We start from the raw sequence: 19,686 nt of genomic DNA on the forward strand, positions 1-19,686 counted from the left end.
CAAAAAATGAAATCTTTATTTATTACGCTATCACTATTTTTATTCATTAACCTATCTGCACAAGAAAGCTCTGACAAAGAGCAAATCGAAATCACTCTTAACAATTATATTGATGGTTTTTACCAAGGAGACACCCTTAAACTCAAAGTTGCTCTAAAACCTAGACTATATAAATTCGGTTATTGGAAAAATAAAGATACTGGTGAATATGAATATTACGAACAATTGACCTATGAGAATGCTCTCAAAATGGCACAAAGCTTCAAAGAAAAAGGTAGAATAACTACCGAAACAAAGATGCGAAGTGTTAAGGTATTAGAGATAAGTAATCATATTGCTTCGGCAAAAGTCACAGGGTTTTGGGGTTTGGACTATATACTTTTATCAAAAGATGAAGGAAAATGGATGATAGAACAAGTAATTTGGGAAGGCCCTTTTGAAGAAAAATTTAAAGAAGAGCAAAAAACTACAACTTACTACCTCATTAGACATGCAGAAAAAGACGAATCTGACAAAACAAATAAAGATCCACATTTAACAGAAGAAGGTAAAAAACGTGCAGAAAACTGGACAACAGTTTTTGGAGATGTTAAGTTTGATATGGTCTACTCTACCAATTACAACAGAACTAAGGAAACTGCAGAACCTACAGCCAAAGCAAATAATGTAGATGTTACCTTTTATGATCCTAGAAATTTAAAACTTGAAGATTTCATTAAAGAAACTAAAGGAAAAACGGTTTTAGTTGTTGGTCATAGTAATACTACACCTATGCTAACTAATGCTCTACTCAACGAAAAAAAGTATAATCAGATTGACGAAAGCAATAATGCCAATCTATACATTGTAACAATTTCTAATAATACAGAGAGTTCTACACTTCTAAAAATTGAATAAAATCTAAACTCTATTTAACCCATATTTTTGCATTTAACCTATTTACCGTAAATAGTATCAATACACAGATAAAAAAATTAATTTCTAAAAATAAATAACTAGTTTTGAGAACATTAATTAGAAAAGATTGATTTAAACTATTTATGAAAACTGTAATGTTATTAGGTGGCACCAAAGGTGTTGGAAAAGAAATACTTAAGGCCAGTTTAAAAAAAGGATATAATGTAGCTTTTTGTGGTAGAAATACTGAAGATGCCAAAAAAATTATAGAATCCTCTAATAACGAAGACAAATTATATTTTCATAAAATTGATCTTACATCTATTGATGGTATTGAAGATTATTACAAAGAAACTATAAAACGTTTCAAAAAAATTGATGCACTTATTCTCTATGCTGGTATTACACCAGTTGCGTCTTTGATTGACACAGACGAAGATACCTATGATAAGGTTTTCAATGTTAATCTTAAGGCTCCATATTTTTTACTGAAACATGTTTTAAGGTCTATGATAGAACAAAAAGGTGGTTCTGTTGTGTTCTTTGGTTCGGCTCATATGGATTATGGTCAAGAAGACCGTACAGCATATGCTTTAACTAAAGGAACATTATACACACTTTCTACTCATATTGCACATCACTATGCTAAATATGGAATAAGATCTAACTATTTGGTAATGGGCTGGACCAGTACCGAAGGAGAACTTCAACTTCGCCAGCAAGAAGGCATAAGCGAAGAACAATTAAAAAGCGATGCAAGCACCATAATACCGATGGGAAGAATGCTTACTCCTAATGACCCTGTTCCAGCAGTTATGTATTTTATCTCAGATGATTCTGCAATGACAACAGGTTCAATTATGAGAGTAACTGGAGGAGAATTTATTTAAGAAACATGTAATGACAAAACACTTAATTTACTTCTCCCAATCTGCCGAACTGTTTGAAGGCCCAATCTTCGATTCAAAACATCAACTGCTATATTTTGTTTCAATCTTAGAAGGATTAGTATATTGCTATAATCCTAATACCAAAGAGATTTTAAGCATAAAACAAGATTCTCCAACAAGCAATGTTTATGTTGTATCTAACAAAGTTGTTCTAGTAGCTTCAAAAAATGGATTTTACGAAATAGATTTTAATACCCTAAAATCTACTTTCAAATTTCAAATAGCTATTCCCAATAATGTGCGCTATAATGATGGTATAGAAGATGCTGTTGGCAGGTACATTATTGGCACAATGGGTTATCCAGAAGTCATTAACGGAATAGGAAATGTGTATTCTTACTATAATGGTGAATCTAAAGTGATTATAGAAAATACTACTATTTCAAATGGACTAGCTTTCACAGAAGACAATAAAACACTCTATTTTATTGACACACCAACTAAAAAAGTAGCCAAATACAATTATGATATTGAAACAGGCAATGTTGAGTTTGTTGATTACGTCATAGAGTTTAATGGAGATGGCAGTCCGGACGGAATGTGCATAGACAAAAAAGGCATGCTATGGATTGCAGAATGGGGAGGCGCTTGTGTTTCGCAATGGAATCCTTCAACAGGAAAAAAAATTAGTGAAATAACACTTCCATATACAAATGTTACGTCTTGTTGTTTTGATGATAAATCAAATTTATACATCACAACAGCCAAGAATGACGAAAATAAAGGCTATGAAAATGGCAGTGGATTATTTTACATAGAAATAAATCAAGATATATAAGTATGGGCTCTATAAAAATTAGTGTTATTGTTCCTATTTATCGTATAGAAAAATACTTAGCGCAGTGTATTGAAAGTCTGTTAGAGCAGTCATTTAAAGACTTTGAATTAATATTGGTAGATGATGGCAGTCCTGATAATTGTCCACAAATTTGCGATGATTACGCAAAAAATGACAGCAGAATTATAGTAATTCATAAACCAAACGGAGGATTATTATCAGCTAGAAAGGCTGGTTTAGAAGCTGCTTCAGGAACACATATTGCTTACGTAGATGGTGATGATTGGGTAGATCATTTTTATCTAGACACCTTGTACAAATTAGCCATTGCTAACGATGCTGATTTAGTTGTAACTGGTCATTTTAGAGAATTTGATGGTAAAATTGAAACCATAAAACCAAAAAATCCTGGTTTTTATGATGAAAATAAAATTAAATCTGAAATTTTATCAAAAGCCATATATAATGGTGAGTTCTGTGAGCATGGCATGTCTACATATGTTTGGAATAAACTCTTTAAAAAAGCGCTTTTAGAAAAGGTTCTTTACGACGTTCCTAATGATGTTGTAATGGGTGAAGATGCTGCTATTACATACTCGTACTTAGCTTTTACAAAGCGACTTGTCATTAGTAAAATTCCACTTTATTATTACAGACAACGTCACGACTCTATTGTAAAATCGGTTGAAAATCCAAAGACAGAATACTACAGACTTGGACTTTTAATGAATTTCCTTAAAACTAAATTAAGCAATGTTTTAGATGAGGAAAATCTAAATACGCAAATAACTTATTACCTCTATTCACAAATATTGGTAAGGTCTGGTGGACTTATATACAATGAACAGTTCGATACTTGGTTCAATCCGTTTTTAAATACCGAAAAAGATTCAAAAATTGTTGTATATAGTTCTGGTTCCTTTGGTCAGCACATACTTTCTACCAATCTAAAAACGGATTATTTTAAAATCGTAAAATGGATCGATGTGGATTATCACGATTTAAAAATTGGAGAAAACACAGTCAATCCTATCAGTAGCATTTACAATGAGGAATTTGATTATTTAATAATAGCTACCATTAACCCTTCAACACATAAGTCTTTAAAAGAAGAATTAGAACTGATGGGTATTAATCAATCTAAAATTGTTAAAACAAATACAGACGAAGAAAAAATCAATAGCCTGCTAAAAGATATCGGCTTTGATAATAATTTCATATACAATCAAAAAAACTAATAATAATTCCCTAACCCATAAAGTTAATAACCCTTAAAAACAACAACGAAAATGAAGAAAATTATTATTCTTGGCGGTAATCCAGAAACAGGTGTTTTAGTAGAATTTGCAAACAATATGGGACTGCATACAATCGTAATAGACCCTAATCCTGATGCACCTGCAAAAAAATTCGCTGCTGAAACCTATGATATAGATGGTTTTGACATATATGGTATTGTAAAAGTTGCCAAAGATAATAATGTTGATGCTGTACTTGTTGGTGTTGCTGATATTTTGGTTAAACCTTATAAAGAAATTTGTGAGAGACTTGGCTTGCCTTGTTATGCAACAGATGGTACTATTGAAGCTTTTTGTAGCAAAGACGGTTATAAACGTTATTGTGAAAAATATGGCGTATTGGATATACCAGGTATCTATCTTAAAAAAGGTGAACCAATTAGGAAGCCTAAAAATGTAGATCTACCATTAATGGTAAAACCAGTTGACAGTGGCGGAGGCGTTGGTATGAAAATTTGTAGAGATGAAGAAGACTATAATGAAACCGTAAAAAACGTTCTTCAATTCTCAAAAAAAGGAATAGTCTTAGTAGAAAAATATATGGATGCTAGCTGTCATGATATGGCTGCTTACTATACTTTTAAAGATGGTGTTCCTTATTTATCTGCTGTATACGATAGAACTTTAACAAGATTACAAGGTAACTCTAGCCCAATTGGCTTAGCTACATTATATCCGTCAAAATATGCGCAACAATTTGTTGATACTGTTCACCCTAAACTCAGTGAGTTATTTAAAGCCACTGGAGTTCAAAACGGTGTTTTAAATGTTCAGTTTTTTGTTGAAAATGGCATATTCTACAGTTACGATCCAGGATTTAGATTACAAGGAGAAGCACCTCATATTCATTTAGCACATATCAACGGTTTTGACCACAGAAATATGCTATTAAATTTTGCTTTAACAGGTGCATTTGGTGATGAAAATTTTGCTGAACAAAACGATTATATGCTACGAGGTAAAAAAGCGTGTTCAGTTTGGGTACTTTTAAAAGCTGGAAAAATCACATCTATAAAAGGTTTAGAAGAACTTAAGAATCATAAGAATGTAATTTTTGTTGTGGAGCGATTTAAAGAAGGAGACGAAGTATTACCTGCTATGATTGGTACAGAAAGACAAGTACTATATAGAATTTACACAGTTTCTGACTCGGTTGCAGAAACTAACCAAACCATTTTAGACATTCAAAACATATTAGATATCCGAGACGAAAACGGAGAGGATATGGTATTGGAGTGGACAGATTTATGGAATACCGATGACTATAGTCATCATTAACTATAATAACCCTAATCAATCCAACTAAAAAATGAGTATTAATGTTTTAAAAAAATTTAGTTTAGAAAACAAAAATGCCATTGTTGTAGGAGGCGCAGGCGACCTTGGCAAAGCAATGGTAGAGGCTTTAGCAGAAGCTGGAGCTAAAGTAGTTGTCATAGATATTGACGACAGAATGTACGATTTATGCAAAGACTTAAAAGCTAACGGTCTCAACGTAGAGCCTGTTAAAGCTGATGTCAGCAAAATTGATGAAATCAAAAGTTCTTATAAAAAAGCTTTAGAAATTCTTGAAGGCAAATTGGATATTTTAGTGAATTCTGCAGGAATACAACGACGTTATCCTAGTGAGCAATTTCCAGAAGAAGAATGGAGCAAGGTTATAGCTATTAATCTAGATGCTACGTTCTACTACTGTAAATATGCTGCCAATACTATGCTTGAAGGCAATGGAGGAAAAATTATTAATGTAGCATCATTAATGAGCTTCTTAGGCGGAATTACAATTCCTGCATATGCAGCATCAAAAGGTGGTGTTGGCCAGTTAACAAAAGCATTATCAAATGATTTAGCTGCTAAAGGTATTTGTGTTAATGCTATTGCACCTGGTTACATGGACACACAATTAAATGCTGGTATCATCAATGACAAAAAACGAACTGACGAGGTCTTTATGCGTGTGCCAATGAAGCGTTGGGGAACTGGTGAGGATTTAAAAGGGCTTACAGTCTTTTTAGCTTCATCTGCTAGTGACTATGTTACAGGTACTATAATCCCAGTTGATGGTGGTTATTTAGGTAGATAAGTAACTATTTTATAAATAAAAAAGGTGTTTCATATATGATGAAACACCTTTTTTATTTACTGATTAAGTAATTCAACCTCAATGTTTTTCAATTCAATTTTAGATAATAGTTTTAGCTTCTTTTCTTTAAAGGCTTTACCTAAATCAAACAGTTCTAATTCGTTGTTTTCAGTCTTATAATTATTGTAATCTACAAAACGAATTCCTTCAATATATCTTTCATTAAACGCTTCTCTAAAACGCATGCCTACACCATCTTCTTCATTATATGAATACGCTAAATAATCAACTTTAAAATTTTCATTATCAATCCAAAACACAAACACATCTTCATAATCCTCACCTCCACCATCTGGATTAAATGTTATTTTAATTTTATAATAGTTCTTTTCTTTAATTTGCTCTTCTCCCAATAAAGTTTTGTTAACAGCTTCAACATTTAAACCATACGGTAAAACCGAAAAATAATGTACAGAATTCACAGATGCAGAGAACTTAGCTTTCATACTATCTTCTAGAATAACACGACTGTCATTTATAAAACGATCAAAATTGTTATTGGTCAGCAAATCGAAAACAGAATCGTTATCATCTTTAAACATTCGTATTAAAGAAAACTGTCCTTTATCACGCCTAGCTACATAAAATTTATCTCTAAAATCGAATCGTATTACAGAATTATCAAAGGCTTCACCTCCAGATTTTTCTATTGATTTGGTTACAATTGCATCTGCAGAAAGTTTGATTTCAACTTTATCTTCCTTACAGTTAAAAAGTATTAAGCCAAATAAAACCAAGTATAAATTTTTCATAATAACGAATTAGGCTCTTAAAGTCGTAAAACTAAGTAATAGTTTACAATAATGTATACTTGATACTTTTGTACTTTGTACTTCTTACTTTAACAACTATCTTTGCCAACTATGCAAAAAAAGGTTAACATACTTAACAAAAAGGCTAAGTTTCAGTATGAAATACTAGACAAGTATACTGCTGGAATTGTTTTAACTGGTACTGAGATAAAATCTATTAGAGCCAGTAAAGCTTCTATTGCCGAAAGTTTTTGCGAATTTAATGAGCGTGGAGAATTGTTTGTTATAAACATGACCATAGAAGAGTATGCCTTTGGTAACTACTACAACCACAAACCTAAAGCTGAGCGTAAATTATTGCTTAATAAACGGGAACTTAAAAAGCTTGAAAAAGAAGTTAACGTCAAAGGAAATGCTATTATTCCACTACGTCTATTCATTAACGAAAAAGGACTAGCAAAACTAGAAATTGCTTTAGGAAAAGGTAAAAAACTCTACGATAAGCGCGAGACCATAAAAGACCGTGACAATAAGCGTAATTTAGACCGTATTAAGAAAAGTTTTCGATAACTTTAGGATTGCTATAACTTTTAAATATTTCATTTTACTCTAAGTTTGATGCATTTACAGGCAACCATTATTGGTAAAATAGCGTCTGTAATTATAAAGGCATATTTTTTGTGCAACAAAATCTATGTCTAAGTTTAACCATCAATCAACATCTATGAAACTAAAACTACACGCTCTTTTTTTACTTTTCTTTTGCGCTTTTGCATCTGCCCAAATCACAGGAACCGTTACCAACACTAAAGGAGAACCACTACCATTTGTAAATATTCTTGTAGAAAACACTTTTAAAGGCACTACTAGTAACAACGATGGTTATTACGAACTCTCCGTTTCAGAGAAAAAATCATTTACAATAGTTTATACTTATTTAGGCTATAAAACAGTTAAGAAAACTGTTGATGTTACTTCATTTCCTTTTAAAGTTGATGTTACTTTAGAAGAAGAATCTGTTTCTCTCAATGAAGTAGTTGTGGCATCAGAAGACAATCCTGCAAACGCAATCATAAGACAAACCATAGCCAAACGAAAAGAAAACCTTGAAAAAATCGAATCGTTTAAAGCCGACTTCTATTCTCGTGGATTAATTAGAATTAAAGATGCTCCCGAAAAAATTATGGGCCAAGAAATTGGCGATCTTGGAGGTGGCTTAGACTCTACCAGAAGCGGTATTATTTATCTCTCCGAGACCATTTCAAAAATTCAATATTTACGACCAAATCAACTCAAAGAAAAAATTACAGCCTCTAAAGTAAGTGGAGACGATAATGGTTTTAGTTTCAACAATGCGCAAGATGTAGATTATAATTTTTATAACAATACAGTTGAATTTGGTAACCAAATCGTGTCACCAATAGCTAACAATGCCTTTGGTTATTACCGTTATAAATTAGAAGGCATCTTTTATGATGAACATGGTAACCTCATCAATAAAATTAATGTAATTCCTAAGCGCGAAAATGATCCTGTATTTTCAGGTACCATTTACATTGTAGAAGACCAATGGACGCTCTACGCCATTGAGTTAAATCTTACAGGTACTCAAGCCAGAATTCCTGCTGCAGATATTATATCATTAAAACAAAGTTTTTCGTATTCTAAAACTGATGATTTATGGGCTTTAATATCGCAAAGTATTGACTTTAAATACGGCATTTTTGGCATTAAAGGAGATGGTCGTTTTACTGCTGTTTACAGCAATTACGAATTCAACTCTAATCTTACTCAAAAAGATTTTGGTGCAGAGCTTGTTTCTTTCGAAAATGAGGCTAACAAAAAAGATTCACTTTTCTGGAAAAAAATACGACCTGTTCCCTTAACTGAAGAAGAACGTACAGATTATGTAAAAAAAGACAGTATACAAATTGTACGCGAATCTAAAACGTACTTAGATTCTTTAGATCGCGAAAAAAATAAATTTAAACTCGGAGATGTTTTAGGCTATACTTATAACAATTCATACAAAAAGTATAGTCTAGGTTACAGCATTCCGCTTAGAGGTGTACAATTTAATACCGTACAAGGATTTACAACTCAGCTCAATTTGTTTTACACCAAACAACTAGACGAATTTAGACGCTATTTTAACGCTAATGCCAACTTACAATACGGATTTTCAGATGAGCGCTTACGTGCAACCGCTTCATTAAGGTACAAGTTTAACAATACTAGTAGACGTTTCTTAACCTTGTCTGGAGGCACAAAAGTAGAACAGTTTAATCCTGCCAATCCTATTTCGCCAATAGAAAACACAGTTGCAAGTTTATTTTTTGAAGAAAATTACATGAAATTATACGAGCGTCGTTTTGTTCAACTTAATTATTCTGAAGAATTGTTTAATGGGTTTTATCTATATTCTAACATTTCTTACGAAAACAGAACTGCGCTTTTCAACACAACAGATCAGGCATTTTACCCAAGAGGAGATCAAGAGTACTTAAGCAATAACCCAATAAATCCAACAAGTACTGATGCACCTTTTGAAAACCATAACATTGTAAAATTTAATGTTACTGGTCAGATTAATTTTGGTCAAAAATATTTGAGTTATCCAGATAGTAAATTCAATATTAGATCAGAGAAATATCCAACTTTGGTATTGAGTTACGAAAAAGGTCTGGGAGCTACAAATAGCGATTATAATTATGATCAGGTTAAAGCAAGACTCTATCAAAGCTTTACAATAGCAGACAAAGGTCGTTTTAATTACAATATTAGAGCAGGAAAATTCTTTAATGCAGACGATATTGCTTTTATGGATTACCAACATTTTAATGGCAATCAATTAGCAATTAGTCAAAGAGGTAATTACACCAATGTCTTTAATAACTTAGGTTATTACGATTTAAGTACCAATGATAGTTATCTAGAAATGCATGCCGAACATGATTTTAACGGCTTTATTTTGGGTAAAATTCCAGGTTTAAATAAATTGAATTTCAACCTTATAGTAGGTGCACATAACTTAGCAACGCCAGACAATAAACCGTATCAAGAATTTACAATTGGAATAGATAATATTGGCTGGGGAAAATGGCGTTTCTTAAGGTTTGATTATATTCGCTCTTACCAAGGAGGATTTCAAGGAGATGCTATTTTATTTGGCTTGAAATTCTTTTAAAGAATATGAAAGATAGTAACTTAATGAAAAAAATATTGTTTCTGATTTTCCTTACTATTATTGTTAGTTGTAAAAAAGATAATTATGAAAATGCATCAGAATATAAGTACACAATTGACAGCCTAAAAATTGAATTATCAAAATCAAACAAGGAAATAAACCTTCTAAAAAATGAAATAAAGATTAAATCTGAAGCAAGAAAAAAGTCAAACATTGAATACAATAATGAAAGCTTCGACTCTTTTTTTTGGGAATTCATGACAGATTCCTCTTTTCAAATTCAACGAATTAAATTTCCATTAGAATATATAACATGGACAGATGATATAGGCGGTGAAATTGACACAATAGAAATCAATAAAAATGAGTGGAAACACGATTATTTCTATTTTAATACTGCTAACGAAAGGACTCAAATCTATGATAATTTTGAATTAAGTTTGAAAAAAACCAATAAGCGGCTAATACATTGGTATGGCATTGAAAGTGGCGGTGATTCAAAATACTTTTTCATTGGAGAAAAAGGAAAATGGTATCTTGTAAAAAAAGAACAATTAGGTGATTAATTAAACAAATTAAAAATGATAAAACACATCTGTATATTATTAATGTTTTCTTCAATAATGGTCAACTCACAAGAAGAAACAAAAGATTACAGCAAAAATGTGGCTACATTAGATAGCACCATTGAAACTCTATACACAGTCATTTCTGGCGACAAAGGCTTTGAACGCGATTGGGCTTTATTTAAACATTTGTTTCACAAAAATGCAAAGCTAATACCAACAGGAAAAGATAAAGAAGGCAAACAAATTGCACGCTATATGACACCTGACGATTATATTAATAGCTCAGGAAAATGGTTAGTAGAAAACGGATTTCATGAAGTTGAAATTAACAGAGAAGTACAAACATTTGGAAACATCACACAAGTTTTTAGTACCTATGAGTCCTTCAAAAATAAAGATGATGATAAACCATTTATGCGAGGCATTAACAGTATTCAGTTACTAAATGATGGCGAACGTTGGTGGATTATCAATATTTACTGGATGCAAGAAACCAAAGACAACCCAATTCCTGAAGATTATTTGCCAAAGAATTAATCTTATTTTTATCAAAAGTAAAAACAACATCATGCTAAAAACACTCAAATTCAATTTCATTCTAGCGCTTGCAATTGCTTTTTCTTTCCAAAGCTTTGGTCAAGACACAACAGAAAAAGCAACACCTATTTTCAAAGATGGTGAAGCACAAATTGTTGAAGCCTTTAACAATCCAGAGAAATGGATACATCACGATCTCTGGGTAGAAACCGAGTTTGATACAGATGGTGATGGCGATTTAGACAGAATGCATGTTTCTGTTACCAGACCAGAACAAACAGATACCGAAGATTTAAAATTACCTATCATCTATGTTACAAGCCCATATTTTGCAGGAGTGGCTGGAGATACACCGGGTATTATGTGGGATGTAGAAAGAGAATTAGGTGGTAAATCTGAGCCTCGTACACATCCTGAAGTTACAAGACGTGCAGCACCTAGACCAATGATTTCGTATTCACACATCAAAAAATGGTTACCTAGAGGTTACATTGTTGTACACTCTTCTTCACCAGGAACAGGATATTCTGATGGTGCACCAACTGTTGGTGGACGCAATGAATCTTTGGCACCAAAAGCAGTTATCGACTGGTTGTGTGGCAGAGCAAAAGGTTACACAGAACGCGATGGCAAAAAAGAAGTAAAAGCATATTGGTCTACCGGAAAAGTAGGTATGACAGGTACTTCTTATAATGGTACTTTACCACTGGCTGCAGCAACAACAGGTGTTGACGGTTTAGAAGTTATTATTCCAATTGCACCTAATACGTCGTATTATCATTATTACCGCTCTAATGGTTTGGTGCGTTCTCCTGGTGGTTATTTAGGTGAAGATATTGATGTGCTTTACGATTTTATTCACAGTGGTGATGAGGAAAATAGAGCTCACAACAATAAAGTGGTTAGAGATACTGACATGATGAACAATATGGATCGTCAATCTGGTGATTATAGCGATTGGTGGGCAGCCAGAGATTATCTTAACCAAATGGACAATATGAAAGCTGCATTGTTGATGTCTCATGGTTTTAACGATTGGAACGTAATGCCAGAACACAGCTACAGAATCTACAAAGCTGCTAAAGACAAAGGACTTCCTGCTCAGATTTATTTTCATCAAAATGGTCATGGTGGTCCACCTCCAATTTCAATGATGAACAAATGGTTTACTAAATATCTTCATGGTGTAGATAATGGAGTTGATAAGGAACAAAATAAAGCATATATCGTAAGAGAATATGACGATCCTTCAAATCCTACGGCATATAAAGATTATCCAAACCCAAATACACAAGACATTGTTTTGCACCTTGATGCAGGAGGAAATACAAGCGGAAGTTTAACTCTAGACAAGCCTAATTCTGAAACCACAGAGTCTTTTGTTGATGATGTATCTTTCTCTGGCGCAGATCTAGCCAAAGCGCAAAACTCGCCACATAGACTTATTTACGTAACACCAAAACTACAGAAAGACATACACATATCTGGAGTTCCTAAAGTAACCATCACATTATCGAGCAGTAAACCAGCTGCTAATTTAAGTGTTTGGCTGGTATCACTTCCATGGGATGAAAGTGCTTCAAAAATTACAGACAATATTATAACGCGTGGTTGGGCAGATCCAAAAAACCATAAATCTATATCTGAGGAAGAAGATTTAAAACCAGGTAAATTTTATACCGTTAGTTTTGATTTACAACCAGACGATCAAAATATAAAAGCAGGACAACAAATTGGCTTAATGATTTTTTCTAGTGACAAAGAATTTACTATTCACCCAGAACCTGGGACAGAATTAACAATAGAGTTACATAATACAACACTAACCTTGCCTGTAGTAAAAGGTGAGGACTATTACAGAAAGTTTGTAAACTAATTTTTGTCCTCTAACATAGGCACAAAACGGAATTCACCAAACTCGTGCTTTTCAAATTCTTTTGGCCCTTTTCTTATGAAAAGGGTCATTATTTGTACATCATCTCCAACAGGAATTACAAGCCTACCTCCTATATCTAATTGACTTAATAAAGGAGTTGGTACAAATGGAGCTCCAGCAGTTACAATGATACTTTTAAAGGGAGCTTCTTCTGGCAAACCTTTATAACCATCACCAAAGATTAACTTCTTAGCTCTGTAACCTATTTTTGGCAAAAACTTAGATGTTTTTTTAAACAGTTCTTGCTGGCGTTCTATACTATAAACCTTAGCCCCAAGTTCTATTAAAACAGCACATTGGTAACCACTACCTGTACCAATTTCAAGAACTTTGTCACCAGGTTTTATTTGTAATAATTCAGATTGAAAAGCTACAGTGTAAGGTTGAGAAATCGTCTGATCTGCTGCAATAGGAAACGCCTTATCTACATAAGCATGGTCTATAAAGCCAGAATCCATAAATAAATGTCTTGGAATTTTACCAATAGCATTCAATACCGCTTTATCCTTTATTCCCTTTTTAATCAGAGTGTCAACAAGTTGTTGACGCATCCCTTTGTGCTTAAATGTATCTTTCAAATCTTAGTTTAGTTTCAGGCTAAATTACTTCAAACAAAAGCAAAATGCAATTGCAATTTTCAATTATTAAATTCTCATTATTTTAGATTTTCTTTCTTAAATATCTCGTTCAAATCAATTATTTTTGAAAAAAACAGAAAAACATGCTAAAAGCTGGTGTTTTGGGTGCTGGTCACCTTGGAAAAATACATTTAAGACTACTCAATCAATCCGAAAAATATGACCTTGTTGGGTTTTATGATGCCGATCCTGAAAACGCTAAACGCGTTGTAGAAGAGTTTGGTTATACATATTTCGATTCTATTGAAGCTTTAATTGAAGCTGTAGATGTTGTAGATATTGTAACTCCTACCCTTTCGCATTACGATTGTGCCAAGCAAGCCATAAAAAAAGGGAAACATATTTTTATAGAAAAGCCAATTACCAATACAGTTGAAGAAGCTGAAGCCATTAGAACTTTAGTTGCAGAACATGGTGTAAAAGGGCAAGTTGGCCATGTAGAGCGTTTTAATCCTGCATTCATCGCAGTAAAGGATAAAATAGAAAATCCTATGTTTATAGAAACGCATCGTTTGGCAGAGTTTAATCCTCGTGGCACAGATGTACCTGTGGTATTAGATTTAATGATTCACGATATCGACATTATTCTTAGCGTTGTGCAGTCGCCTGTAAAACATGTTTCTGCAAGTGGAGTTTCTGTCGTTAGTGATACTCCAGATATTGCCAATGCACGTATTGAATTTAAGAACGGCTGTGTTGCAAACCTTACCGCAAGTCGTATTTCATTAAAAAATATGCGTAAAACACGTTTCTTTCAAAAAGATGCCTACATCTCTGTAGATTTTCTTGAAAAGAAGTGCGAAGTGGTAAAAATGAAAGATGCACCAGAAAATCCTGGTGATTTTGATATGATTCTTCAAAATGCTGAAGGTGTAAAAAAGCAAATCTATTTTGACAACCCTGAAATTGCAGGTAACAACGCCATTTTAGACGAACTTGAAACATTTGCAGATGCCATTAACAACAACACAAAGCCAATTGTAACATTGCATGATGGCACAGAAGCGCTACGTGTTGCCACAATGATAATCAATCAGTTTTAGTAAAAATTGAATGTCATTACGAAGGAAGAATGACTGAAGTAATCTTTCTAAACGAAATTCAATTTTAAATTAAATTATTTATTAAACAGATTGCCACGACTTTAAAAGTCTCGCAATGACAATTACATTTTAAATGAAAAACATAGCAGTTATAGGAGCAGGAACAATGGGAAATGGAATTGCCCACACCTTTGCTCAATCAGGATTTAAAGTAAATCTTATAGATATTAGTGAAGCATCTTTAGAACGTGGTTTAGCTACAGTTTCTAAGAATTTAGACAGAATGGTAGCTAAAGAAAAAATCACTGAAAACGATAAAGCAGAGACCTTAGGAAACATTACGACCTATACAAACACTGTAGATGGTGTTAAAAATACGGATCTTGTGGTTGAAGCAGCTACTGAAAATGTAGATTTAAAACTAAAGATTTTTAAGCAGCTTGACGACGCTTGTGATGAAGCTACAATTTTGGCTACAAACACATCTTCAATATCAATAACACAAATTGCAGCTGCAACATCTCGTCCAGAGAAAGTGATTGGTATGCATTTTATGAATCCTGTGCCAATCATGAAATTGGTAGAAATTATTCGTGGATACAATACAAGTGATGAGGTTACCAATACTATCATGGAATTATCTAAAACGCTTGGCAAAGTACCAACTGAGGTTAATGATTATCCTGGTTTTGTTGCTAACCGTATTTTAATGCCAATGATTAACGAGTCTATCGAGACTTTATATAATGGTGTTGCTGGTGTTCAAGAAATTGATACCGTAATGAAATTAGGTATGGCACATCCAATGGGACCACTACAATTAGCAGATTTTATTGGCTTAGATGTATGCCTTTCTATCTTAAATGTAATGTACGACGGCTTTAAAAATCCTAAGTACGCACCTTGTCCTTTACTTGTTAACATGGTACAAGCAGGCAAATTAGGTGTAAAATCTGGAGAAGGATTTTACGATTATTCAGAAAGCCGTAAAGCAGAAAACGTATCTAAACAGTTTGTTTAATTCTTGTATTTAATGTGATTTGACTTGTATCAGGATTTTTGTAATTGTATCTCTCTTTGTTTCGTGCAAACAGAACAAACCAGAGCATAACTCTACTACTGATATACAAGATATAGAAACTATTAAAGATAACATTAATAAAGCTGACAAAAAGAATTACAAAACATTGTTTATTGAAAATCAGGAGCATACAACCAATGGGTTTGATTTTCCTGTAGGCAAACCAAATGCTCAAGGCTATTATAACGCACAAAAGTTTCAAGAAAACAATCATTTAGGTGATGATTGGAATGGTGTTGGAGGTGGCAATTCAGATTTAGGTGACCCAGTTTATGCTATTGCTAATGGTTATGTATCATCTGCTAAAGATCTAAAAGGTGGTTGGGGAAATGTGATACGAATTATTCATTTTCATGAAGAAAAACTATACGAATCTGTGTATGCACATTGCGATTCAATCCTTGTAACAGAGAATAGATTTGTAACCAAAGGTGAGCAAATTGCAACAATTGGTAATTGTGATGATGCCTATTATGCGCATCTTCATCTAGAAATTAGAGATGTTGTTGATTTGGATATTGGCGGAGGGTACTCAACAGATACAACAGGTTATCTTGATCCTACTGAATTTATAACTAAAAACAGATAAAGCATGGCTAAAATAATTCCATTTAAGGCGGTTAAACCTACTAGAGCTATAGTTGGTCTTGTAGCAGCTCGTCCTTATCAAAGCTATACCATAGACGAACGAGAATCTCGTATGGATTATAATCCTTTTAGCTTTTTGCATATCGTAAATCCAGGTTATAAGTACGACCAAGAAGTCACTGGTAAAGAGCGTTACAAGCTTGTAAGAAATCGTTATGATGAGTTTAAAGAAGATGGTGTTTTTATTACTGAAAACAAACCTTCTCTTTATGTTTACAAAATTGTAAACAGACATGGACAAGAGTTTAACGGAATTATTGCTGCAACAAGTGCAGAAGATTATGAGAACGACGTTATAAAAAAGCACGAGGATACTATTGCAAAACGTGAACAAACGTTTAAAACCTATCTACAAACTGTAGGCTTTAATGCAGAACCTGTTCTTCTTACCTATCCTGATAACGCGATTATATCAGACATCGTAAAAAAAACTCAAAAGGGATATGCTGAATTTGAGTTTACTATGACCTATAGAGACACACATTACCTATGGAAACTAGATGATGATGAATCCATCAAAAAAGTTCAAGAGGAATTTAAAAAAATGGAAACCATTTACATAGCAGATGGTCACCACAGATCGGCTTCATCATATTTGCTTTACAAGGATGAAAAAGAGAAAAACCCAAACCATAATGGCTCTGAGTCTTACAACTTTTTTATGTCTTATTTAATCCCAGAATCCAATTTAGTGATTCAAGAATTTAACCGTTTGGTAAAAGATTTAAACGGATTAACAAAAGAAGAGTTTTTAATTAAGCTAGATGCTGTTTATAGAATTGAAAATAGAAGCATAATGCCTTATAGTCCGTCAAAACCTCATCATTTTAGTATGTATTTAGACGGTGAGTTTTATTCACTATACTTAAGAAAAACTAATTACAAGTTTAATACAGCACTAGATAAACTTGATGCCCAGCTTTTATATAAAACCATCTTAGAACCTATTTTAGGTATAAACGATCTACGAAATGATAACAGAATTGAATACGTTCATGGCAAACACGAAATGGTTACTATAAAAACCAGTGTAGATAGTGGAAAGTTTAAAGTTGGTTTTGGCATGTGCCCTGCAACTGTACAACAAATGAAAGAAATTGCAGACGAAGGTCTTACAATGCCTCCAAAAAGCACCTATATTTTACCAAAATTAAGAAGCGGAATTACGATATATGAGTATTAAAAACAACCTTCAAAACATAAAATCAAGCATACCAAAACATGTTACTCTAGTTGCGGTTTCCAAAACCAAACCTGTAAGTGATTTAATGGAAGCTTATGATGCTGGTCAGCGAATTTTTGGTGAAAACAAAATCCAGGAAATGGCTGAAAAGTATAAACAAATGCCAAAGGATATTCAATGGCATATGATTGGTCATGTACAGCGCAACAAAGTAAAATATATGGCTGATTTTGTGAGCTTAATTCACGGTGTTGACAGCTTCAAACTCCTTAAGGAAATTAATAAACAAGCTAAAAAGTACGACAGAGTCATCAACTGTCTACTTCAAATTAAAATTGCTGATGAGGATAGTAAATTTGGTATGTCTGAAAATGATGCTACTACCCTTTTACATTCAGATGAGTTTTCAGAATTAAAAAATATTAAAATTGTTGGTCTCATGGGAATGGCAACATTTACAGATGACATGACTCAAGTAGAAAATGAATTTAGATTTCTAAAAACTACTTTTGACCAACTCAAAACTCAGGACTCAGAACTCAAAACGTTAAGTATGGGCATGAGTGGAGATTATAAACTAGCAATAGAATGTGGCAGTAACATGATACGCGTAGGAAGTAGTATCTTTGGCGCAAGAAATTATCAATAATAAAATATATAGCAACCTATTTACGCAATACTAGACATAGAAACTACTGGCGGAAAGTATAATGAAGAAGGCATTACTGAAATTGCTATCTATCGTTACGATGGTCATAAAGTAACCGACCAGTTCATTTCACTTGTAAATCCTGAGCGTGAAATTCAACCTTTTGTGGTTAATCTTACTGGCATTAATTCTAACATGCTCAAAAATGCTCCAAAATTCTATGAGGTAGCAAAACGAATTGTTGAAATTACAGAAGATTGCATTATTGTAGCTCATAATTCTGATTTTGATTATCGCATTCTAAAAACTGAATTCAGACGTTTAGGCTTTCCCTTTAAGCGTAAAACATTATGTACAGTAGAATTGTCTCAGCAGCTTATTCCAAATATGGAGTCTTATAGCTTGGGGAAATTAACTAGAGCTTTAGGAATACCTGTAAGTGACAGACATAGAGCTAATGGTGATGCTTTAGCTACTGTAAAGTTGTTCAAAATGTTGCTTAGTAAAGACTCTGATAAAAAGATTATTAAGCAGGCTGTAAAAGTTGAACAAAAATCTAAGTTAGCACCGAACCTAAAGGAGATTATCGAAGCGTTACCGAGTGAAACAGGTGTTTACTACATTCATGATGCCGATGGTAATATTATTTACATTGGCAAGAGTAATAACATTAGAAAACGTATAACACAACACTTTACCAACAAAAACTCAAAATCAAAAAAAATTCAAGTTAAGGTAGCCGCAGTTACCTATGAAAAAACTGGTAGCGAACTCGTTGCACTTTTAAAAGAAAGTGAAGAAATAAAAGCCAATAAACCTATTTTAAACAGAGCGTTAAAGCGTAATCAATTTACCCAAGGACTTTATAGTTTTATTGATGATAACGGTTATGTAAATCTTCGAATCAGTTCAATCAAAAAGGATGAAAAGCCAATCACTACTTTTACTAATAGAAAAAGTGGAGTTTCGTTTATGAATAAAATGGTTGAAACTCATGAACTATGTACTAAACTTTGTGGTTTGGAGAAAACAGAATCGAGTTGTTTTAACTATGGTATTGAGGAATGTTTTGGAGCTTGTATACAAAACGAGCTTCCAGAATTATATAATAAACGAGCCAATGCAGTGATAGAAAAAAATACCTACGACAATAAGGATATGATTCTCATTGACAGAGGAAGATATATTGATGAAAAAAGCGTCATCTTAATAGAAGATGGTGTGTTTAAAGGTCTTGGTTTTTTTGATTTAAACCATCAAATAACTAATCGAGAAATTTTAGAATCACTTATTACACCAATGCAAAACGATAGAGATACTCAGCATATCATACAAAGCTATATGCGAAGAAACAAACGTCTCAAGGTTGTACAGTTATAAGAGTAAGGTTACTTTTT

19 protein-coding genes are annotated in these 19,686 nt (G+C 33.1%); 17 read left to right on the forward strand and 2 right to left on the reverse strand.

The genetic code is table 11. The features are described from left to right. Positions 1–6: 6 nt before the first annotated feature. The 6 genes from ACXAFS_RS08335 to ACXAFS_RS08360 all read left to right on the forward strand — a co-directional run bounded on the left by ACXAFS_RS08335 (position 7) and on the right by ACXAFS_RS08360 (position 6,006). Positions 7–897, forward strand: coding sequence for a histidine phosphatase family protein (locus ACXAFS_RS08335; RefSeq protein WP_475306345.1), 891 nt, complete (start codon positions 7–9; stop codon positions 895–897). A gap of 143 nt (positions 898–1,040) precedes the next feature. Further along, entirely contained in the window at positions 1,041–1,787 is a 747-nt protein-coding gene (locus ACXAFS_RS08340) for an SDR family NAD(P)-dependent oxidoreductase (protein ID WP_475306346.1), read from the forward strand. A gap of 10 nt (positions 1,788–1,797) precedes the next feature. Further along, entirely contained in the window at positions 1,798–2,625 is an 828-nt protein-coding gene (locus ACXAFS_RS08345; protein WP_475306347.1) for an SMP-30/gluconolactonase/LRE family protein, read from the forward strand. A gap of 2 nt (positions 2,626–2,627) precedes the next feature. Continuing rightward, a complete protein-coding gene (locus tag ACXAFS_RS08350) occupies positions 2,628–3,863 on the forward strand; it encodes a glycosyltransferase family 2 protein (protein WP_475306348.1) in 1,236 nt (411 codons plus the stop codon). 51 nt (positions 3,864–3,914) lie between these two features. After that, entirely contained in the window at positions 3,915–5,201 is a 1,287-nt protein-coding gene (locus ACXAFS_RS08355) for an ATP-binding protein (RefSeq protein ID WP_475306349.1), read from the forward strand. 31 nt (positions 5,202–5,232) lie between these two features. Then, complete coding sequence (locus ACXAFS_RS08360) at positions 5,233–6,006, forward strand: SDR family oxidoreductase (RefSeq protein ID WP_475306350.1); 774 nt, start codon at positions 5,233–5,235, stop codon at positions 6,004–6,006. Positions 6,007–6,062: 56 nt separating this feature from the next. On the opposite strand, the gene ACXAFS_RS08365 is transcribed toward ACXAFS_RS08360, so the two are convergent. Beyond that, positions 6,063–6,818: a DUF6503 family protein gene (locus ACXAFS_RS08365; protein ID WP_475306351.1), complete on the reverse strand. Its 756-nt coding sequence runs from the start codon at positions 6,816–6,818 to the stop codon at positions 6,063–6,065. A 111-nt stretch (positions 6,819–6,929) separates the two neighbouring features. Here ACXAFS_RS08365 and smpB point away from each other — a divergent pair, with 111 nt between their 5' ends. From smpB to ACXAFS_RS08390, 5 genes are all read left to right on the forward strand, one after another. Next, on the forward strand, positions 6,930–7,388 hold the full coding sequence (gene smpB, locus ACXAFS_RS08370) for an SsrA-binding protein SmpB (protein ID WP_475306352.1): 459 nt from the start codon (positions 6,930–6,932) through the stop codon (positions 7,386–7,388). A 124-nt stretch (positions 7,389–7,512) separates the two neighbouring features. Then, positions 7,513–10,005, forward strand: coding sequence for a DUF5686 and carboxypeptidase regulatory-like domain-containing protein (locus ACXAFS_RS08375; RefSeq protein WP_475306353.1), 2,493 nt, complete (start codon positions 7,513–7,515; stop codon positions 10,003–10,005). A 23-nt stretch (positions 10,006–10,028) separates the two neighbouring features. Further along, positions 10,029–10,571, forward strand: coding sequence for a DUF4348 domain-containing protein (locus ACXAFS_RS08380; protein WP_475306354.1), 543 nt, complete (start codon positions 10,029–10,031; stop codon positions 10,569–10,571). 15 nt (positions 10,572–10,586) lie between these two features. After that, a complete protein-coding gene (locus ACXAFS_RS08385) occupies positions 10,587–11,111 on the forward strand; it encodes a hypothetical protein (RefSeq protein WP_475306355.1) in 525 nt (174 codons plus the stop codon). Positions 11,112–11,142: 31 nt separating this feature from the next. Beyond that, entirely contained in the window at positions 11,143–12,987 is a 1,845-nt protein-coding gene (locus ACXAFS_RS08390) for a Xaa-Pro dipeptidyl-peptidase (RefSeq protein WP_475306356.1), read from the forward strand. On the opposite strand, the gene ACXAFS_RS08395 is transcribed toward ACXAFS_RS08390, so the two are convergent. Further along, positions 12,984–13,625: a protein-L-isoaspartate(D-aspartate) O-methyltransferase gene (locus tag ACXAFS_RS08395; RefSeq protein WP_475306357.1), complete on the reverse strand. Its 642-nt coding sequence runs from the start codon at positions 13,623–13,625 to the stop codon at positions 12,984–12,986. The genes ACXAFS_RS08390 and ACXAFS_RS08395 overlap by 4 nt on opposite strands. Before the next feature lie 143 nt (positions 13,626–13,768). Here ACXAFS_RS08395 and ACXAFS_RS08400 point away from each other — a divergent pair, with 143 nt between their 5' ends. The 6 genes from ACXAFS_RS08400 to ACXAFS_RS08425 all read left to right on the forward strand — a co-directional run bounded on the left by ACXAFS_RS08400 (position 13,769) and on the right by ACXAFS_RS08425 (position 19,669). Beyond that, positions 13,769–14,728, forward strand: coding sequence for a Gfo/Idh/MocA family protein (locus ACXAFS_RS08400; RefSeq protein WP_475306358.1), 960 nt, complete (start codon positions 13,769–13,771; stop codon positions 14,726–14,728). 133 nt (positions 14,729–14,861) lie between these two features. After that, the gene (locus ACXAFS_RS08405) at positions 14,862–15,749 is read left to right on the forward strand and encodes a 3-hydroxybutyryl-CoA dehydrogenase (protein WP_475306359.1); all 888 of its coding nucleotides are present in this window, start codon (positions 14,862–14,864) and stop codon (positions 15,747–15,749) included. A 19-nt stretch (positions 15,750–15,768) separates the two neighbouring features. Beyond that, positions 15,769–16,398, forward strand: coding sequence for a M23 family metallopeptidase (locus ACXAFS_RS08410; RefSeq protein WP_475306360.1), 630 nt, complete (start codon positions 15,769–15,771; stop codon positions 16,396–16,398). A 3-nt stretch (positions 16,399–16,401) separates the two neighbouring features. After that, positions 16,402–17,640: a DUF1015 domain-containing protein gene (locus tag ACXAFS_RS08415; protein WP_475306361.1), complete on the forward strand. Its 1,239-nt coding sequence runs from the start codon at positions 16,402–16,404 to the stop codon at positions 17,638–17,640. Beyond that, positions 17,630–18,289: a YggS family pyridoxal phosphate-dependent enzyme gene (locus tag ACXAFS_RS08420; protein ID WP_475306362.1), complete on the forward strand. Its 660-nt coding sequence runs from the start codon at positions 17,630–17,632 to the stop codon at positions 18,287–18,289. Before ACXAFS_RS08415 ends, ACXAFS_RS08420 begins: the two co-directional genes overlap by 11 nt. 18 nt (positions 18,290–18,307) lie before the next feature. Next, positions 18,308–19,669 (forward strand): exonuclease domain-containing protein, encoded by a 1,362-nt coding sequence (locus tag ACXAFS_RS08425; protein ID WP_475306418.1) that lies wholly within the window; start codon positions 18,308–18,310, stop codon positions 19,667–19,669. Positions 19,670–19,686: the final 17 nt, after the last annotated feature.

Source organism: Winogradskyella sp. ABM4_392 (genome assembly GCF_056160445.1).

What these genes read in the sequence shown, in the direction of transcription:
- ACXAFS_RS08335 (WP_475306345.1), top strand. Translation starts at nt 7, where the DNA reads ATGAAATCTTTATTTATTACGCTATCACTATTTTTATTCATTAACCTA.
- ACXAFS_RS08340 (WP_475306346.1), top strand. Translation starts at nt 1,041, where the DNA reads ATGAAAACTGTAATGTTATTAGGTGGCACCAAAGGTGTTGGAAAAGAA.
- ACXAFS_RS08345 (WP_475306347.1), top strand. Translation starts at nt 1,798, where the DNA reads ATGACAAAACACTTAATTTACTTCTCCCAATCTGCCGAACTGTTTGAA.
- ACXAFS_RS08350 (WP_475306348.1), top strand. Translation starts at nt 2,628, where the DNA reads ATGGGCTCTATAAAAATTAGTGTTATTGTTCCTATTTATCGTATAGAA.
- ACXAFS_RS08355 (WP_475306349.1), top strand. Translation starts at nt 3,915, where the DNA reads ATGAAGAAAATTATTATTCTTGGCGGTAATCCAGAAACAGGTGTTTTA.
- ACXAFS_RS08360 (WP_475306350.1), top strand. Translation starts at nt 5,233, where the DNA reads ATGAGTATTAATGTTTTAAAAAAATTTAGTTTAGAAAACAAAAATGCC.
- ACXAFS_RS08365 (WP_475306351.1), bottom strand. Translation starts at nt 6,818, where the DNA reads ATGAAAAATTTATACTTGGTTTTATTTGGCTTAATACTTTTTAACTGT.
- smpB (WP_475306352.1), top strand. Translation starts at nt 6,930, where the DNA reads ATGCAAAAAAAGGTTAACATACTTAACAAAAAGGCTAAGTTTCAGTAT.
- ACXAFS_RS08375 (WP_475306353.1), top strand. Translation starts at nt 7,513, where the DNA reads ATGTCTAAGTTTAACCATCAATCAACATCTATGAAACTAAAACTACAC.
- ACXAFS_RS08380 (WP_475306354.1), top strand. Translation starts at nt 10,029, where the DNA reads ATGAAAAAAATATTGTTTCTGATTTTCCTTACTATTATTGTTAGTTGT.
- ACXAFS_RS08385 (WP_475306355.1), top strand. Translation starts at nt 10,587, where the DNA reads ATGATAAAACACATCTGTATATTATTAATGTTTTCTTCAATAATGGTC.
- ACXAFS_RS08390 (WP_475306356.1), top strand. Translation starts at nt 11,143, where the DNA reads ATGCTAAAAACACTCAAATTCAATTTCATTCTAGCGCTTGCAATTGCT.
- ACXAFS_RS08400 (WP_475306358.1), top strand. Translation starts at nt 13,769, where the DNA reads ATGCTAAAAGCTGGTGTTTTGGGTGCTGGTCACCTTGGAAAAATACAT.
- ACXAFS_RS08405 (WP_475306359.1), top strand. Translation starts at nt 14,862, where the DNA reads ATGAAAAACATAGCAGTTATAGGAGCAGGAACAATGGGAAATGGAATT.
- ACXAFS_RS08415 (WP_475306361.1), top strand. Translation starts at nt 16,402, where the DNA reads ATGGCTAAAATAATTCCATTTAAGGCGGTTAAACCTACTAGAGCTATA.
- ACXAFS_RS08420 (WP_475306362.1), top strand. Translation starts at nt 17,630, where the DNA reads ATGAGTATTAAAAACAACCTTCAAAACATAAAATCAAGCATACCAAAA.